The following is an 18,101-nucleotide window of genomic DNA, read 5'->3' as shown; positions in this document are numbered from 1 at the left end:
TCCGAGGGTTTCATTTTAGCTTTTCTTGTCTGAAAGTTCTACCCAACGCTCCATGATCTCTTCCAATTGTTTATTCAATTTTTCTATTGCTGAAGAAACTTCTTGAATTTTTAAATAATCGGCCGCATCAATTTTAGTTAAAGAAGCAGTTAATTTTTCTATTTCTGCTTCTTTATTGGCTACTGTTTGCTCAATCTCATCCAACTCCTTTTGTTCTTTAAAACTCAATTTCTTTGGAGCAGTAGTAACCACAGGCTCTTCAACTTTAGTCTTTTTTGGTGTTGGATTATCTTTTGCATTGTCTAGACTAATGCGGTATTCAGAATAATTTCCATTGTAAATACTTACGCCACCATTGCCTTCCATAATAAATAATTGCTCGCTCATTTTGTCTAACAGGTATCTATCATGCGAAACCAAAATCAATACCCCAGGGAAGTTTTCTAAAAATTCTTCCAATACATTTAAGGTATCAATGTCCAGGTCATTGGTCGGCTCATCCAAAATTAAAAAGTTTGGATTTTGCATCAGCACCTTCATCAAGTGTAAACGTTTCTTTTCGCCTCCACTTAATTTCTCTACCATGCCATGTTGCTTTTTAGGAGGGAAGAGGAATAAGGTTAACAATGCCGAAGCAGAGATGGTCTGTCCATCGGCCATTTTAATATATTCGGCATCAGACTTTACAATATCTATGACCCTTTCTTTTCCATTAAAAGCTAAGCCGCCTTGTTTATAGTAACCATAAACTGTCGTGTCACCTACATCAACAGTGCCTTTTTCTGGCTTTAAAAAACCTGTAATTATATTTAACAACGTTGATTTTCCAGTTCCATTTTTACCAGCTAAACCAATCCTGTCTCCCTTTTTAAAAGTATAAGTAAAATCATTGATGATTTTTTTATCATCAAAGGTTTGCCCGATATGGTTCAGTTCAAGAATTTTATTTCCTTGACGAGCCATCTTTACATTTAAGGTAACTTTTTGATTGTCAGAACGTTGCTTTGTTTTATCCTCTAAATCGTAGAAAGCATCTATTCTAGACTGAGATTTGGTAGTACGGGCCGCTGGCATGCGTCTCATCCACTCCAATTCTTTCTTCAATAGGTTCTTGTTCTTTTGAAAAGTGCTTTCATCTGAAGCCTCGCGTTCAGCTTTCTTTTCTAAGAAGTAGGCATAATTTCCATTATAGTTGAAGATTTTTCCTCTATCTAACTCTACAATGGTATTACAAACATTGTCCAAAAAGTAACGGTCGTGTGTTACCAATAGAATGGTCTTATTGCCAGAAGTCAATAATTTTTCCAACCATTCAATGGTATCAATATCCAAATGGTTGGTGGGCTCATCCAATACATAGATCTCCGGGTCTTCGATCAATAGCTTAGCCAAAGCCAGACGTTTTTTCTGTCCACCAGAAAGGGTCTCTATCTTCTGTTGTAGATGATTGATTCCCATTCGGCTTAAAATCGTTTTGATCTCGTGCTCATATTCCCAAGCATTGTGTTCACTCAATTCTTCATATAAGCGGTTCAATGTCTTTTCGTCAGGGTTCGGGTCCTCAATTAATTCTTCATATTCGCGGATCAGCTGTTGCTGTTTGTTTTCTAACGAAAAAATAAAATCACTGATCGAATATCCATCTGGAAAAGAAGGCTCTTGATCCAAGAAACCAATTTTTACAGCCTTGTTTTTAACGATTTTTCCCTCTAAAGGGGCAAACCTCTCGGCAAGTAGTTTTAATAGTGTGCTTTTACCGGCTCCATTGATACCAACCAACGCTACACGTTGACCAGGATTAATGCCCAGTGTTAAGTTTTTGAAAAGCCATTCATCATGGTAAGCATGGCCTAAGCCTTCGGCTGCAATTAGTGTACTCAAAGTATTTTTTAACGATTTATCTGATAAGAAATTACTGCAAAAGTAATCAATAAAATTTTGGTATGGCTTTGATTGGCATTTATAAACAAAAGCAGGACATAAAATAACCAAAAAATAGCAAAAGCCATTAAAAGAATAGGTTAGGACCATTATAGGGATTTATACCTATTATTTAGAGGAGCAATACCCATTGTGTGGCCAATAGTGGATATGGATCTTTGTATGGCAGGGCAGGAAGTCCAAAAAGTGATTTAGATACAATTACATAACCAAAGAAAAATGAAAAAGATAACAGCAGGCATGTTGATGCTCATCGCAGTTTTGAGCGCGTGTAAAAAGGACAAAACAGAAACAGATAACCCTTCAGGAGGTAATGCAACGGTAACGGCAAGCAATTATGGCTTTGATGGTGGTAGTTCAGGCAAATTTTCGTCAACAACTGCAGGAATTGTACAAACAAATCTTCCAGCCGTGGCCGGAATCGATCCGAGTACTTTCTCCATTACAGCGATAAAAGATGGTACTAAAGAGAGTTTGAGTATCATCGTGTTTAAGAAGGTTACTGCTACTGGTGTGATCAAATTTGGTTCAAAATTGAGCGGAAACGGTGGCGCTACACTCACCAAGGATTACACCAAACCTACCGATAAAGAGATCAACTACTCAACCGATAATGCTACGGGAGGAGGTGAGCTTAACATTACCAAAATAGAAGGTAAAAACGTTGAAGGCACATTTTATTTCACAGCTTTTAACAGTACCGGTAAGCAAGCATTTACAGAACAAGGAACTTTTAAGGGCATTATCAATTAAGAATAAATCAGGTTATATTTTACGGGACAATTAAATTTCGACAGCGTTGCAACTTAATTGCAACGCTGTCTTTTTTTGCGTGTAACTTTAATTGATTAGCCTAAAATATGTGTATTATTAGCCTATAATTTTACTTTAGGACAATGATTTGTAATCTAAACAACAACTATGTAAAGCCGATAATGATTGTATTGGCTTTTGTATGGATACCTGTCCATTGTTGTTTAGCCCAAGATGTGAAAACACCCTTAACAGTAAGGCTTTCCTATGAAAAAGAAAGTGTAAAACAGAAAGACAAACTTTCTAAGGCCCAGATCACTTCTCTAGTAAACCAATCCTTAGAAAAGAAAAGGCGTAATGTTTTGATAATGAGTTTTATACTGATAGGTTTTTCGTGCCTAATTGTTTATCTCAGGGTTAGGGATGGTCAAAAAATAAGATCATTGAACTTACAATTGGCCAAACAAAAAAAGGCGGCCAAGCTGCTACTTGATCATGAGCAAAATAACCGTTTGGCCGTTGCAAACAAGATACATGATCAAGTAGGGCAGACATTGTCTGTTGCAAAAATGAACCTATCTAATTTGGTTGATCAACCCCAAAAAGATAATCATTTGAAAAGCACAATTGATCTAGTTGATCAAGCCATAGATGAACTGCGGAAAATTTCACGTCAGCTGGTGCCAGAAGGATCGAGCTTTGGCCTTATTGGCGCGTTAGAAGAATATGTATATCAAATTGAAAAAGAAGGATCAGTGGAGATTGAAGTTCAATATTTAGGAGAACCGTGGGTGATTGAAAAAACCAAAGAACTAAGTATTTTTGAAGTTGTACAGGAGATATTAGCCTATCGTATCAGCCATGCTAAAGCCAAGGAAATTAAGATCAAACTAATACAAGGAGAAAAAGACCTAGTTTTAGCAATAAATGATAATGGATTGGATGTCAATATGCTGAAAGAAGGTGATGTAATCGGTCTGGAAAAAACCGTAGCAAGGTTAAATCTGCTGGAAGCTAAGCTAAGCACTTCAAATCAATCAATGGGAAACGAGATACAGGTTATATTTCCGAAACATGATGGAAGTAATTAATATTTTAATTGTAGACGACCATCAGATGGTTGTTGATGGCATCAAAAGTATGTTGAGTAGCGAAAGCCAATATCAGATTGTTGCCGAGGCCAATAATGGCCAAGAAGCTTTTGAGTTGATTGCTGCAAATCCGAACAACTTCCAGGTCTTATTGACAGATATCAGTATGCCCTTGTTAACCGGAACCCAGCTGTGCAAGATGGTAAAAGCAGCGTTTCCCCATATACAAGTACTCATCCTTTCGATGTACAACAATGTTGCTGCCGTTAAAGAATCGATAATGGCCGAAGCAGATGGATATATTCTTAAAAATGCCGGAAGGACAGAATTGTTGCAGGCTTTACATCGGATCAATAACGGGGGGACTTATTTCTCGCAAGATATTGTGCCGATTATTTATGGGCAATACCACAAGCAAAAAATACAGGATAAACTATTGGCCCAACTTACACAGCGAGAAAGAGAAGTATTGAGCTTGATCGTAAAAGAATTGACCAGCGAAGAAATTGCGGAGAAACTTTTTATCAGTAAAAAAACAGTAGACAACCACCGACAGAATATCTTGGAGAAGACAAAGAGCAAAAGCACCGTTGGTCTGGTCAAATTTGCCATCAAAAGCGGTTTAGAAAACCTAGACGGTGCAGGTCTTTAACCTAAGAAATAGCTAAAGTTTAATGCATAAAAAAATGCGGACATCCACCCGCATTTTTTACTAAACTAAAAACTAAACTAAAATTTATGATGGATTATGAATTTTATAAGGTATATAAATCAGCAATTGTAACAGGAGCAACAGTTTTTGCGATGCTTACATTCTGTGATTGAATGTTTGTGCTTTCTGCAGCAAATTGAGCCATGTTTACTTTAGCCACACTACCCATAACAGCTGAGTAATCTGTAGTGTTACCAGTTAAGGTTAAACTAGATTGACCAGTTAAGTTCGTGTACAAGCTGATGGTGTTTGTATTTAAAGTAGCTGTTGCTTGGTCTTTAAGGTTAACATCTAAACTTAAAGAGTTGAATTTGCCGAAAGTTTTTACAGTTGCATTGTCTGAAGCTGTAATTGAACTCAAGTTGCTTACATAAACAACAACAGTTAAAGTTTCTTTGTTGAAAGAACTGATACGCAATTCGCCATCTTTTTGTTGTACCAATGCATTTTTAGAGAAATAGTTATCGTTAACTTTTACACTCTCGTCTGCACTTTGAACCAAGATCAACTCCACGTTACCTGATACATTGATCTTGTTTACTTTTTTAACTTCAGATAATACAGTTACTGCATTTTGGTCAGCTGCTTTAGCAATTACTGAAGAGCTTGTTAATGTTACTGCTGTGATAGCTACTGCGATTAAGGTTTTGATAGAAGTTTTCATATTTTTATTTTTTTAAAATCTTTTGTTTATATCTAATATTTGTTTTTTGTCGCCGCCCGTTATCAGGCTGGTTTCGTATATAAGACATCACAAAAGGCAAAAGGTTGCATCGTAAATGCCTGTATTATACCAGCAATGGGTAACTCTCGACGAACGCCTATAATTTTTCGACCAACGGGCAAAGAAAAAATTAAACGTTTTGACTCTTTTGGGTGCAATGGCGAATTTATCACGCTTTGTTGCGGATAGAGCTTGTAAATAGGAATGCGGTTTAAACTATATAGTAAAAAAAATAGTCAGAGCGCATAGAAATCCAAATTTCTATTTTACATTTGTGTCTATTTAGAATTAAACTTAATAATAATGAAAGTATTTGCCTCCATGCTCGTTGCTTTCTTGTTGGTTGGTACACAACCTAACATAGAAAACCCTAAAAAAGCCAGTCAACGTTTATATGTATCCCATTACGAAAATGTATTGGGTACTTCACTTGAATTTAAATTTACAAGCAGCTCTGAAGCGGAAGCAGAAAAGGCAGAAACAGCAGCATTGGCAGAAATAGATAGACTTTCGGCCGTTTTTAGCGCATACGATGCCAATAGCGAGTTTAGCCAATGGATGAAACAAGGGCTGGATAAGCCTGTCAAGGTATCTAAAGAACTATTTGATATGCTTAATCTTTTTGAGCAATGGAAAAACCGTACCCATGGAGCTTTAGATGCTTCGGCAGCTGTAGCAGGAAAATTATGGATCGATGCAGCAAAAAAACAGCAATTGCCGACAAAGGAAGAGATGAAAGCTGCTGTTGCAACGATGCAGCAAACCCATTATCAATTAGACCAATCGAATTTAACGGCTACGAGAACAAGTAACGCACCATTGGTGATGAATACTTTTGCCAAAAGTTACATCATCAATTTAGCATGTGATGCAGCTTTAGCTTCTTCAAAAATTAATGCAGTTGTGGTAAATATAGGTGGAGACTTGGTAATCAAAGGTGAGGTTAAAGACCAGGTGAATGTAACCAATCCTTTGGCCAATGCCGAAAATGATGCACCACTTGCCCATCTGCTTGTTGGCAATAGCGCGGTTGCCACAAGTGGAAACTACCGTAGAGGTGAGCAGATTGGTAAAAACTGGTATTCCCACATTGTTGATCCTCGTACGGCAAAACCTGTTGATGGTGTGATCAGTGCTACAGTAGTTGCTCCAAATGCAACAGACGCCGGTGCATTGGCTACGGCATTTAATGTATTATCTTTAGAAGAGAGTAAAACTTTGGCTGCTACAGTTAAGGACGCAGAATACCTGATCATTACCAAAGATGGTAAAAGAATAGAAAGCAAAGGCTGGAACAAGCTTGTTGACCCAACAGTTAAAGAAGCCAAAACTGAAAAACTTAGTCCGGTAATGTATGGTGCCGAAAAGCCTTGGAATCCAAAATATGAGTTGGCTGTAACTTTTGAGATGAATGCGATTGCTGGAAATAGCCATCGCCCGTTTGCTGCCATCTGGGTTGAAAACGAAAGCAAGGTAGCGGTTAGAAACCTTGCGTTATGGTATAACAAAACCAAATGGGTTCCAGATCTTAGAAACTGGTACCGCATCAATGGTGATAATTTTAAAGCCGATAAAGAAAACTATGCTTCTGTAACTGGAGCAACCCGTTCTCCGGGAAAATATACCATCAAATGGGATGGAAAAGATGATAAGGGAAATTATGTTCCTCAAGGGAAATACACCATCATTATCGAAACCTCAAAAGAGCATGGAACGGATGAGATCGATCCGCCAACCAATGGAGTTAAAAAAAGCTGCTAAAAAGGCAACTGTAGCAGGGAATGTTGAAATTTCAAACGTAACTTTTGACTTCTATAAAAAATAACCCAGCACCATCGGCGCCAACTTCAAAGAAGAAAGGCGCCCAGAAATCGTCTAGCCCAAAGAAAGGTATAGCCAAACTCTCACGTTGGCTACACATCTATCTTTCGATGGTCAGTTTTGCCATTGTACTGTTCTTTTCGGTTACAGGCTTAACCCTAAATCATCCTACGTGGTTTGGGGGGGATAAACAGGTTGTAATCAAGAATAAGGGGACAATGAACGTGAATTGGGTAAATAGCCCAGACACCAATAAAATTGCCAAACTAGAGATCGTAGAGTTTTTGCGCAAGACCTATCAGGTTAAAGGAGCGGTAAGTGAGTTTAGGATTGACGATTCGGAGGTAAGTGTTTCTTTAAAAGGCCCAGCCTACTCTTGTGATGCTTTTATTGATAGGGAAACAGGTAAATACGAAGTTTCTGAAATAAAAATGGGAATTGTTGCAGTAATGAACGACCTACACAAAGGAAGGGATTCTGGACCTGGATGGTCTTGGATTATCGATATTTCTGCAGTGTTCTTGGTCGTAATTTCCCTAAGCGGATTAATCCTCTTATGCTTTATTAAAAAGAAACGGGTAGCGGGCTTGGTTACAGGAATTGTAGGCTTGTTGATCTGTTACCTGATTTATGTGATCTTTGTTCCTTAGAGAGGCGGAAAGCCAGAAGGTAGGAAGTTATGAGAATGAACATTAATCGGTTAAACGATTAACCATAAATTCCTAATACCCATATCCGAATGAACCAATGATGCCAATGAACCAGGTTTTACTTTAGGCTTTTGGTTATTTTCTAAAGGTCTCTTTGTGCCAGATAAAAATCTTCTTTGGCCGTCATCAATGTTTTGGCGGCCTTTGTTTTGTCTTTATAGCCCAATAGGTGAAGTGTTCCATCGATCATCACCCTACACAATTCATCGATGGGTTTTAGCTTAAAATTCGCCGCATTTTCTTTGATTCGTTCAAGTGAAATAAAAATGTCGCCAGCAATCGTTTTAAGCGCCTCTGAGTGATCAAAGGTAATGACGTCGGTATAGTCGTCATGTTGAAGGAAATCTTGGTTTATACGCAATAAATATTCGTCAGAACACAAAATGAAGTTAAGCTCTTCCAATTGATAACCTTCTGCCGTAATTGTGGCCCCTACCCAGTTTCTGATTTTTGTTTTATGCTTAAGGGTATATTGGATGTCTTCTGTAAAGAAATTGATTTTTGCCATTGGATTTTAATTAAAAAACGTCGTTGTCGTGTTTTTTTGAAAGGACGTTTATTTAGTTGGCGAATTTAGCAATTTAAAATATTCGGCGATTTTGTTTTTATAGTAATAATTGAGGTTAGGTGGCAATTTTTGTAAGAGTTCACTTTCGCTTTGTTGCTGTTTTTTAAACTGGTCTAACATCTGTTTATAAGAAGGCGGGAATTCTTTGGCGGCTTTACTTTCCCTTTTCGAATCCTCATCCTGTTCGCGTTGCGCTTTGTCTGCATCTAATAATTTAGTCATTAGATTTTTTTGACGATTCATGGTCTCTTCAGCAATTCTTTTGTTAACGAGGTCCATTTCCGTCTGTTTCATCTCCTGCACCATCTGGTTCAAATTGCCCAATGATCCTTTTCCGTCTTTATTCTCTTCCTTATTTATTTTTTGCAATGCTTCTCGGATCATTTGCTGCTGTTGGGCCATTTTGGCAAACTCCTGGCTCATGCTGCCTTTGGGTACGGTTCCTTTGTTCCCTTCCTTTTCCATCTTATCACGGGCATTCTGCATGTTCTTATTCAGCTGTTCCTGCATTTTCTGCAGGTCTTGCATACTTTGTTTGCCTTTTCCTTTTCCACTTTTAGGTTTTTGCATCTGTTCTAATGCCTCATTTAACATCAACGCCAGGTTGTTGATGGACGTCATGGAAAACTGTTGCGAACGATTGGCTTCTGCTGTACGTCTATCGCCTAAAAAATCGATGGATTTTCCAATATTGAAATTGATCTTTTCTACTTCTGCATTCACTACGCTCTGGATCTGAGGCACTCTTTTGCTTAAAGAAAACAAACTATCGGCAATGGTTTTCATGTTGTCTTTGATGGTATTCTGCTGTTGTACACTGCCTACATAAGAAGGATCGTTAATGCTCATTCTTCTTAGGGCAAGCATTACTTTTTCTTGTTCGAAAGAGGTGCTGAGCAGATTTTCTAACAATCGGCGTAGTTCTTTTGCATTGGTTTTTGATTCTTGCTCTTCTCCTTGTTGTTGGTTCTCCTGCATCTGTCCTGCAAGTTGCTCCATCTGTTCTGCGGCCTTTTCTTGTTTTTCTGCGGCCTTTTGTTTATCGTTTTTATTTAGTTGATCTTTACTCTCCTGTTGACTTTTCTTGATCTGCTCGGTCTGCTTTTCTGGGTTTTCAAAAGAATTGGGTTTGTCTAACTCTTCATTTTTTTCGGCCAGTTTTTGAAGCTCTTTTTGTAGGTCTTGAAAATCTTTGTTGAGCTGTTCTTGTTTGTTTTTGATGTCTGATGTCGGAGTATTTTTATCTTTTGATTGTTGACTGAGCTCTTTCTGTTGTTTGGCCATATCATTCAACCGGTCAATCTTATTTTGAAGATTTTGCTCAAACTCCAATTGTTTATAGAGTTCTAAAAGGCGGTCCAATTCATTTTTTAAGGTTTTATTGTCCATCTGCATTTTAGACAATTCTTCCCTCGTCAGGTCCCTTGTTGTTCATTTCCATTAACTGTTGCAGTTTTTGTAAAAGCTCTTTGGTCTTCTCATCCAGCACATTGTTGAACAGATTGTCTATCTGTTTCTGCTTTTCTTTTAACTCCTCGCTAATGGCATTGTTTTCTTCTTTTTGAAGGGTATTTTTTTCGTTTTGTTTTTTAATGTCTTTAACCGCTTCTTCTAACTGTTTTTGTTTATCAAGTAACTGCTCGATCTGTTTTTTATCTTCAAAAGAAAGCTGCTTTTTGTCCAATAGGTCTTGGCTTAATTTTTTGCTGTCCTTCTCAATTTTATTGGCCAATTTAATGGTCGATTCCATTTTTTGCTTTAAGGATTCGCTTCCTTCGGCCAATTTGGCTGCAATCTGCTGTTGCGTAGGCACTTGGTACGTTTTGATTTCAGAACGCGAAACCTTCGCGCCATTTACACCGTCATTGTCGGCTACTTCAAAATAATATTCCAAAACCTGTCCGGGTTTAACATCAAGGGAGTTCAAATTCCACAAATAGAAAAATGTGTTCTCGATCTGTTGGTTCTTGATGGAAATGGCTTTGCTCTGCTCGCCAACTAGTTTTCCATCTTCTTTAATGTTGTATTTGAATTTTAAGGAAGTAAACCCATAATCGTCAGCAATGCTGCCAGAAAAATAAAGGGCCTTTGTGCTTAGCGAGTCTGGCGTTTCGGTTACCGAAATGCTTGGAAACTGATCAGCAATCACTGCAATCTGATGGTTTAAGGAATCGGTATTGCTTACAAAGCTGTTTTTGGGTACAATGCGATAATTGCTGTTTTTTCGCACAGTTGTACTAAAATTAGCCATATTATCACTTACCTTGAGCTGATAAGCTCGGTCTTGTAAGATAAAAGCCAACTCATCACTGTTTTCAGTATGTAATTGCCAATTTACCTTGGTTCCTTCTGGGATCAATAGGTCGCCAACGTTGTTTACTTCCTCACTCTTTCTGTTCAGATAGGCTGGATAGACCAATTGCGCACTCATGTTTAACAACGAAGGGCGGGGTTTCACTTCCACCATAAATGAAGCAGAGTTGAAACCGCCTCCGAAAAAGCGGAGCGATTTATTCTTTTGGATGTTTTTGAAGGTATAATTGAAATGGCTGATGTTTTCCTTTTCCAGTTTGTAGGTATTCGCCCCATCTTCGATATAGATATCTTGTGGAAACTCATTGCCCGTTAACTGCATTCGAATGGTGAGGTCATCACCCTGTGTAACCGTCAAACTTTTGTTTAAGACCTGAAAATTGAAAGGGGCTTTGGGTAAGATCTCTTCATTGTAACGGATAAAACTATTGGTGCCTTCTTTTAAAATTGCAGGGGCGATAATGCCAATAAAAATAATGATGGCCAATGGCAACAGGATGTATTTGATGTGCTTTTTGTTGTCGCCCAGATTGATGGCGCTGGTAAAAGGGATTGGTCTTAAATCCCCAATTTTTTGGTCTATTCCGGCTAAGATCAGTTGGTTGTTTTGGGGAGAATTGTCGGCAAGGGTTTTTAATTGAAGCGTATTGAGCAATCGGTCTTTCACATTAAAAAAATGGTCGCCGATAATGCTTGCTGCCTGTTCAACACTCAATGTTTTGCTCAATTTAAAATAGGCCAATGCAGGTTTAACGATCCAAAAACCAATGGCAACGAAAGAGATGGCCAAGAAAGAAAAAAACAATCCCGTTTTTGCTGCTGTGCTAGGATTTGAATAATAGACAAGCACGAAAAGGCAGAGATAGAGGGCCAAGATGATTGCAGCAGCATAAATGCTTCCCCGTAAAAGTTTGTTCAAATAAAACTTTCGGATGAACTCATTGATTTTTGCAATTAAAAGCTCGTAACTATTGCCCATATTTTGTTAACGCAGATAAAGGTAAAAATTGTGTATGTAAATAGCCCAATTTACAGTCTATTTAATGATTTTTAAATTATCAGGCATAAGTTAATAAAAAATCAATATAAGTTTTGTTTCAAAATCATATTTTTAGCGTATAAAATACACACATGAAACAATTATCAGTTGCAGTTTTGCTTTTAACTATACTTACGAATAGTGTAATGGCCCAGAAAAAAATCACATCTTGGAATAAAAACCAGGTGATTGCCCATAGAGGCGCATGGAAGAAAAACAATTTGCCCGAAAATTCAATCGCCTCATTAAAAGAGGCCTTTAGGCTCAATTGTTTTGGGTCGGAGTTTGATATACACATGACCTTAGACAGCGTGATGGTAGTGAACCACGATGCTACTTTTTTGGGTATACCGATTGCCAAGTCTACCTACCAACAATTGTTGGCCAAAAAATTGCCTAACGGAGAAAGCATCCCAACCTTAGAAAGCTATCTAAAAACAGGGATGACCCAGAAAAAGACCAAACTTATCTTAAGATCAAACCGCAGAACATGGGTAAGGAAAGAGACCTTTTTTTAACAGAAAAAGCCTTGCAAATGGTTAAAAAGCTAAAAGCAGAAGCATGGGTAGACTATATCAGTTTTAGTTACGATATCTGCACATATATTATTGGCCATATGCCGAATGCCAAAGTGGCCTACCTTGCCGGCGATGTGGCACCAGAAAAACTGAAGGCAGATGGATTTTTTGGTTCCGACTATCATTATTCTGTTTTTCAAAAGAATGATTGGATCAACCCCTCAAAAAAATTAGGGTTAACCGTAAACGCTTGGACGGTTAATACCGTACCAGAAATGGAATGGTTGTTGGCCAATGAGGTAGAATATATAACCACCAACGAACCGGAACTGTTGTTCGAAACAATCAAAAAATCACCTGTTAATAGTGGTTGGAAGCTAAAATGGTCGGATGAGTTTAATGGTAAAGGTTTACCAGATGCCAAAAATTGGACTTACGATATTGGCGGTACAGGCTGGGGCAATAACGAAAAGCAGTTTTACACCAATGCGGATACTTTGAATGTGATGGTGGATAAAGGCAATTTGAACATCATTGCACGTAAAGCAGATAAAGAAAACATGAAATTCACTTCTGCTAGGATCGCCAGTCGCAAGAAATTTGATTGGAAATACGGACGTTTAGAAGTGAGGGCCATCTTGCCAAAAGGAAAAGGAGCTTGGGGTGCAATTTGGATGCTACCAACAGATTGGAAATACGGGGCTTGGCCAAAAAGTGGAGAAATTGATGTAATGGAGCATGTAGGTTATGAGCCAGATTCGGTTTATGGCACGATCCATACCCAGTCTTTTAACCACAGTATCAAAACCCAATTTGGAAAGGGCTTAAAAATGGAAGACCTCCATACGGCGTACCATGTGTATGGAATAGAATGGTATAAAGACCGTATTGACTTCTTTATTGACGACAAGCAGTATATGACCTTTAAGAACAGTGGTAAAGGTAGTGCAGAGTGGCCTTTTGACCAAACGTTTCATTTATTGATGAATGTTGCTGTAGGTGGAAACTGGGGAGGAAAAATGGGAATTGACGAGTCTGCATTCCCGACGACGTTAAAGGTAGATTATGTAAGGGTTTTTCAAAAGTAAAAACCCTATAAAACAAAAAAGCATCCTGAGGTTATCAGGATGCTTGGTAAAATATGATAATAATTAGATTACTTTCACATTAACGGCGTTCAAGCCTTTTTTACCGCTTTCAACATCGTATTCAACTTTGTCGTTTTCACGAATTTCATCGATAAGGCCTGTTGAATGTACAAAAATTTCGCTATCGCCGTTAGCTGGTACGATAAATCCGAAACCTTTAGTTACATTAAAAAATTTTACTGTTCCTTCTTGCATTGTATTATGTATTAATAATTAAGTGTGCAAGGTAGGTATTTTTATTTTAATAAATGCAAATCCCTCATTTTTTGATAAATATAGTTTAAAGTGAGGGGATTATGGGGCAAGTTTACCAACCACATTGAGTGTGATTTCGCTTGAGTGGGGAATGCCTAATGTTGTTCCAGGAGTAACTGTCAACATGTTTTTTAAATAAACATCGGTAATTCCCTGTAGTAATTTTCTTCTGTAGGGCTCATCGTCTTTCATTACGCCTTCTACTTTGTTTACGTACATTTTTCCTTTGCTGTCTACCACAACAGAAAAACGATAGGCAAATTTCTTGTATGATCGCAAGATCACGATCTTATATTCTGGGTAGATATAATCGTATGCACGGCTTCTGTTGTTCAAGGCGTCTGCCGTACTTTGTTTTTCTACGGTAATGTATTTGCTTAATGGCGTAAATACCACAGGTTGCCTTGCCGCAAAAGCTGTATCGGCATTGCTAGGGTAGCGATCTGTCTTCTCTGATAGCTTTTTAATAAAAGCGGTATCAGCCGGACTTGGTCTTTGCAGCTCACCAACAGTAGTCTTTAATTTGTTTTCAATATAGTCTTTGGTGTAATAGATGCAGTAGACATCAGAACGGACATCATCAGTAATCACTTTTCCATCCACTTGTAGGCGTTGCAATACCAAGCTGTCTTTGTTGATTACAATTGCCCTAAAGAATTCTCGGGCAAAGTTATAGACCTTGCCATGGTCGTACTGGAGATAAAAGGCTTCCATACCAGGCTTTTCAGGGCTATAAGCAAGCATTGTATCTGGTGCCTTGAACTGGATGATCCAGGTTGGTTCTTGTTGAAATCCGACCTCATTGAACGATAATCCATTTTTAAAGCGGCGTTTAACCTCATAAAATCGTATCCCATCTACATCTTTGAAGCTAAGGTTGTTTGCTGGGTTTTCTTCAGGTTCCTTTTCTTTAGCCTGTTTTCCATTTTTTGTGGAATCGGAATTGCATGAAGTAAAAAATAAGGTACAGGCAGTAAGCGTAAAAAAGAAAAAAGAGTTAAACTTCATCTCAAATCAAATAATCAGGAATAAACAGCGACAAATATATTATTGTTTTTCTGATATGGTAAAACTCCAATATTTATTCTTTATTGTTTTTTTTATCTTTTAGCAAGATCACGTTGGCTACTTTTCTGGCGCCTTCGTGGTCCCATTTTTTATTGTCGGATGGATAATTTACCACGCCATTTTCTGGAGCTGTACTTATCCAAAGCGCAGTAGATCCACCACCATCTAGGTTGATGGCACTTGTACAACCTAACCAACGCATTACCTTGGTGAGCTCAAATAAACTTAAGCCAGCAGAGTTTTCGTGCCTTCCGTCAACAGTTAACAAGATCACCCTCCCATTTGGCTTGATGCCAATTGCGCTTCTTGGATGGCGCAGCCGATTAAATGCAGCCGTATCTAAGGTTTGGTCTTGTTGATCAAAAACCAATAATGGGCCGCTCAACATCACATCTTCTTCTGGTAGGTTTTCTTCCCATTGAGCTGTACCGTCCCATTTTTTTAAGGCCAACTTCCCTTTTGTAATTACCACAGCTGCTTGTTGATGCCGCGCTCTTTTGTTGTTCTTTTCCAATCTGTTTGGGTTGATTATTTTTCCTTCGGATTTGATAAAATCGACCGACCCTCCATTTTTGGTGTCGAAAAAAGTACCATTGATTGCAGCAATTGCCTGTTGTTCTTTGCCAAATACATCGGTTTTTTTCAATTCTTTTTCTTCATAACCCACAGCGAACAATGGAGATTTTCCTTTGTTCTTTACTTCTAGATAAGAAATATTCTGATTGGCCAAAAAGAGGTTCTTTTGATCAAAATGATGGGTAATCAATTTGGTTTTTCGCGCAACTTTTTGCTGGTGCCATTTGGCCTTTACAAAGGTCAGCGAATCTTGGTTTTGGGCAAATGCAAAATTGCCCGCAATAACAAATAGGAGGAATAATGTTCTTTTTAACATGATAAAGGGCATAAAAAAACCCGCTCAATATTTGAGCGGGTTTGGCTAATTTATTTTTTAGGTACTAAAATATCATTTATTCTAACTGCTAAATCTTCGTAGTGTGCTTTAGTAGTTGCGTCGCCAGCTATTGCACGTGCCTTAGCTGTTGCCAATAAAGTTTTTAATTCTGCCCTAACAAATGGTCTGATATCGGTAACACCAACATTTACTGGCGTAAATGAGAAGCCTGGAGGTAAACCTTGAGGAAGAGGTGCATCAACCATTAAGCTACCCAATCTATCGATATAACCTCTTTGTAGGTTACGTTTAAAGGCATCAGGTCTGCCAATAGCGAAAATCGTTCCACGTAGATCTGTAAACAACTCAGGCATGGTATAAGCCGAAGCACCATTTTTGGTTTCGTTATCTAATAAACGCAATAACCTTGATGAGCTTAAGATGTTACCAATGGTAGAAGTTTGTACACTTTTAATTCTGGTCAACATTGAGCCATTGTCAAATTTGTTTAACTGATCACTGTTGATCAACCAAAGCGGAGTTGTAAACAACTGTTGGTTTAAGAAAGTAATCGCCTCTTTTTGTTTCGCTTTAGAAACATAGTTGTAAACTGCACCAGCTTGGTCGTAAGTTTTGTAGTTCTCGCTTAAACCACCGATGTTGTAGGTAACATGGCCCATGTAACGGCTAAATTGACCAATTACTTCGCCATAAAGTTCACCTAGGTCGCTATAGTCTTTACCTTTTTGGAAAGTCCATTTTTCGATGTTAGGTAAAATGCGTTTCAAGTTGGCAATACCATATGTACTTGCTTTCATGGCATTATCGCCTAGATCTTCACTTTGATCGCGTTGAATCATAAGCATTTCCTTGACGGCCATAGAAATAAAGTGGGTTACCCGCTTTTTCTTTGGTCCATACATCTAATTTTTCTCTCTCTTGTTGTGCGGTTAGGTTTCCAGGGAACCAAGTATAGCCCCATTTAACAGCCCATTTGTCATATTCGCCAATGCTTGGGAACATTTTTACTACACCATCTCCAGGTTGAGCTACGTAATTGAAACGTGCATAATCCATAATTGATGGAGCTGTAGCATATTTATCAGTAAATGATTTTGAACGTAATGAATCAACAGGATAAGCATAACTTGAACCAAAGTTGTGAGGTAAGCCTAAAGTATGGCCAATTTCGTGAGAAGAAACAAAACGGATCAATTCTCCCATTTGTTGGTCGCTAAATTTAGCTTTGCGTGCCTCAGGATTGATGGCTGCAGTTTGTACAAAGAACCAGTTTCTTAACAAGTTCATTACGTTGTGGTACCAACCAATGTGTGTTTCTAAGATTTGTCCAGTACGAGGATCAGAAACGTGTGGACCATATGCATTTGCAATATCAGAAGCAAAATAACGTACAACTGAATAACGAGAATCGTCTACGCTAAATTCTGGATCTTGTTGAGGTGTTGGCGCTTCTTTACCGATAATGGCATTTTTGAAACCAGCGGCTTCGAAGGCAACTTGCCAATCGTTGATTCCTTTGATCAAAAATGGAACCCATTTTTTAGGAGTTGCTGGATCGATATAGATGATAATTGGTTTTACTGGTTCAACCAATTCTCCACGTTTGTAGGCTGCGGTATCTTTTGGTACCAAGTTCCAACGGTGGATATAGGCCGTACGCTCAGCTTTTTGAGCATCAGTACCATAATCAATCTGTCCTTGGCCGAAATAACCAACACGAGCATCCATTAAACGTGCTTTAACAGGTTTCTTTGGCAATAAAAGCATAGAAGTGTTAAACTCGAATGTAATGGCACCAATGGTATTGTCTATAGGAGATTCTGCAGAACGGTAAGTTTTTGCAGTAACCACCTCAATGTTCAATGGAAAGGTTTTGATGGTGTCTAAGTAAGATCTTGTTGCATCAAACATGGTTGTTTTGTATGCTTTTCTCAATGCATCACTTGCACCAATGGCCATAATATCTCCATTGTAGAAATCAGTAACGTCAATTACAACACCAGTGGTGTCTTTATTGTAGGCTTTGATTTCGAAAGAAGCTAAGATGCTTGACAAGTTTGAGTTTTTAACCGACTGGTACATGTCAGAGTTTTCGTCGGCACGAACGCTATAGCTAGGTACACGGATGAAAATTTGTTTTCCACGACGCTCCCACTGCCAAACTTGTTCGTTCAATTGCTCACCACCATATTGTTGGTTACCCACTTTAACGCCAGAAGGCACTTTTGCCAAACGGGTTACCACAAGCATTTCGCGGTTTAGGATTGAATCTGGAATTTCGAAGAACCATTTATCATCCACTTTGTGGGTTTTAAATAGACCAGATTTACTTTTGGCCTTTCCAGTAATTACCTCAGAAAAAGCTTTGATGCCTTCTTTTTTAGGTGGCACAACTGGTGTTGCTGTTGGAGCAGCCGTAGCTGGAGGGGTAGTTGTTTTTTTGTTTTGTGCAAACGACGTATTGCTACCAATTGCACATAAAAAAATCAAACCAGCCGCAGCTAATAAGTTTTGATTTTTAATCATG

17 protein-coding genes are annotated in these 18,101 nt (G+C 38.4%); 7 read left to right on the top strand and 10 right to left on the bottom strand.

Annotated elements, in window-relative coordinates:
• Nucleotides 1-15: 15 nt before the first annotated feature.
• Nucleotides 16-1,881, bottom strand: a complete 1,866-nt coding sequence (locus ACFJIZ_RS17050) for an ABC-F family ATP-binding cassette domain-containing protein (protein ID WP_379086717.1) — start codon at nt 1,879-1,881, stop codon at nt 16-18.
• 279 nt (nt 1,882-2,160) lie between these two features.
• Here ACFJIZ_RS17050 and ACFJIZ_RS17045 point away from each other — a divergent pair, with 279 nt between their 5' ends.
• From ACFJIZ_RS17045 to ACFJIZ_RS17035, 3 genes are all read left to right on the top strand, one after another.
• Nucleotides 2,161-2,694 (top strand): hypothetical protein, encoded by a 534-nt coding sequence (locus tag ACFJIZ_RS17045; RefSeq protein ID WP_379086714.1) that lies wholly within the window; start codon nt 2,161-2,163, stop codon nt 2,692-2,694.
• A gap of 182 nt (nt 2,695-2,876) precedes the next feature.
• A complete protein-coding gene (locus ACFJIZ_RS17040; protein WP_379086711.1) occupies nt 2,877-3,785 on the top strand; it encodes a sensor histidine kinase in 909 nt (302 codons plus the stop codon).
• Nucleotides 3,769-4,437 (top strand): response regulator, encoded by a 669-nt coding sequence (locus ACFJIZ_RS17035; protein ID WP_379086708.1) that lies wholly within the window; start codon nt 3,769-3,771, stop codon nt 4,435-4,437. The genes ACFJIZ_RS17040 and ACFJIZ_RS17035 overlap by 17 nt, the downstream gene beginning before the upstream one ends.
• 103 nt (nt 4,438-4,540) lie before the next feature.
• Here the strand turns inward: ACFJIZ_RS17035 and ACFJIZ_RS17030 are convergent, their stop codons facing one another.
• A complete protein-coding gene (locus ACFJIZ_RS17030; protein ID WP_379086706.1) occupies nt 4,541-5,161 on the bottom strand; it encodes a GIN domain-containing protein in 621 nt (206 codons plus the stop codon).
• Between the two features lie 363 nt (nt 5,162-5,524).
• Between ACFJIZ_RS17030 and ACFJIZ_RS17025 the strand changes: the two genes are divergently transcribed.
• Together ACFJIZ_RS17025 and ACFJIZ_RS17020 are read left to right on the top strand one after the other, a co-directional pair.
• The gene (locus ACFJIZ_RS17025; protein WP_379086703.1) at nt 5,525-6,982 is read left to right on the top strand and encodes a DUF2271 domain-containing protein; all 1,458 of its coding nucleotides are present in this window, start codon (nt 5,525-5,527) and stop codon (nt 6,980-6,982) included.
• A gap of 44 nt (nt 6,983-7,026) precedes the next feature.
• A complete protein-coding gene (locus ACFJIZ_RS17020; protein ID WP_379086700.1) occupies nt 7,027-7,692 on the top strand; it encodes a PepSY-associated TM helix domain-containing protein in 666 nt (221 codons plus the stop codon).
• A 142-nt stretch (nt 7,693-7,834) separates the two neighbouring features.
• On the opposite strand, the gene ybeY is transcribed toward ACFJIZ_RS17020, so the two are convergent.
• From ybeY to ACFJIZ_RS17005, 3 genes are read right to left on the bottom strand one after another with little or no spacing between them, the layout of a single operon-like run.
• The gene (ybeY, locus tag ACFJIZ_RS17015) at nt 7,835-8,260 is read right to left on the bottom strand and encodes an rRNA maturation RNase YbeY (protein ID WP_379086697.1); all 426 of its coding nucleotides are present in this window, start codon (nt 8,258-8,260) and stop codon (nt 7,835-7,837) included.
• 48 nt (nt 8,261-8,308) lie between these two features.
• Nucleotides 8,309-9,709, bottom strand: a complete 1,401-nt coding sequence (locus tag ACFJIZ_RS17010; protein ID WP_379086694.1) for a hypothetical protein — start codon at nt 9,707-9,709, stop codon at nt 8,309-8,311.
• A 7-nt stretch (nt 9,710-9,716) separates the two neighbouring features.
• Nucleotides 9,717-11,612, bottom strand: a complete 1,896-nt coding sequence (locus ACFJIZ_RS17005; protein WP_379086691.1) for a DUF4175 family protein — start codon at nt 11,610-11,612, stop codon at nt 9,717-9,719.
• A 152-nt stretch (nt 11,613-11,764) separates the two neighbouring features.
• On the opposite strand from ACFJIZ_RS17005, the gene ACFJIZ_RS17000 reads away from it, so the two are divergent.
• Nucleotides 11,765-12,190: a glycerophosphodiester phosphodiesterase family protein gene (locus ACFJIZ_RS17000; RefSeq protein WP_379086688.1), complete on the top strand. Its 426-nt coding sequence runs from the start codon at nt 11,765-11,767 to the stop codon at nt 12,188-12,190.
• Entirely contained in the window at nt 12,163-13,278 is a 1,116-nt protein-coding gene (locus ACFJIZ_RS16995) for a family 16 glycosylhydrolase (protein WP_379086685.1), read from the top strand. The genes ACFJIZ_RS17000 and ACFJIZ_RS16995 overlap by 28 nt, the downstream gene beginning before the upstream one ends.
• A gap of 63 nt (nt 13,279-13,341) precedes the next feature.
• Here ACFJIZ_RS16995 and ACFJIZ_RS16990 read toward each other — a convergent pair whose 3' ends face one another.
• The 5 genes from ACFJIZ_RS16990 to ACFJIZ_RS16970 all read right to left on the bottom strand — a co-directional run bounded on the left by ACFJIZ_RS16990 (nt 13,342) and on the right by ACFJIZ_RS16970 (nt 18,100).
• A complete protein-coding gene (locus ACFJIZ_RS16990) occupies nt 13,342-13,533 on the bottom strand; it encodes a cold-shock protein (protein WP_055133843.1) in 192 nt (63 codons plus the stop codon).
• A gap of 99 nt (nt 13,534-13,632) precedes the next feature.
• Nucleotides 13,633-14,601 carry a hypothetical protein gene (locus tag ACFJIZ_RS16985; RefSeq protein WP_379086682.1) on the bottom strand — a complete coding sequence of 323 codons (969 nt, stop codon included), beginning with the start codon at nt 14,599-14,601 and terminating at the stop codon, nt 13,633-13,635.
• A 73-nt stretch (nt 14,602-14,674) separates the two neighbouring features.
• On the bottom strand, nt 14,675-15,553 hold the full coding sequence (locus ACFJIZ_RS16980; RefSeq protein ID WP_379086679.1) for a phosphodiester glycosidase family protein: 879 nt from the start codon (nt 15,551-15,553) through the stop codon (nt 14,675-14,677).
• 50 nt (nt 15,554-15,603) lie between these two features.
• Complete coding sequence (locus ACFJIZ_RS16975) at nt 15,604-16,413, bottom strand: zinc-dependent metalloprotease (protein ID WP_379086676.1); 810 nt, start codon at nt 16,411-16,413, stop codon at nt 15,604-15,606.
• Nucleotides 16,391-18,100, bottom strand: a complete 1,710-nt coding sequence (locus tag ACFJIZ_RS16970; RefSeq protein WP_379086673.1) for a zinc-dependent metalloprotease — start codon at nt 18,098-18,100, stop codon at nt 16,391-16,393. Before ACFJIZ_RS16970 ends, ACFJIZ_RS16975 begins: the two co-directional genes overlap by 23 nt.
• Between the last annotated feature and the right edge of the window lies 1 nt (nt 18,101).

This window comes from Pedobacter sp. UC225_65 (assembly GCF_042698365.1).
Taxonomy (GTDB): domain Bacteria; phylum Bacteroidota; class Bacteroidia; order Sphingobacteriales; family Sphingobacteriaceae; genus Pedobacter.
Note: the sequence above shows the minus strand (reverse complement) of the source record. Positions and strands in the feature narration are given on the sequence as shown.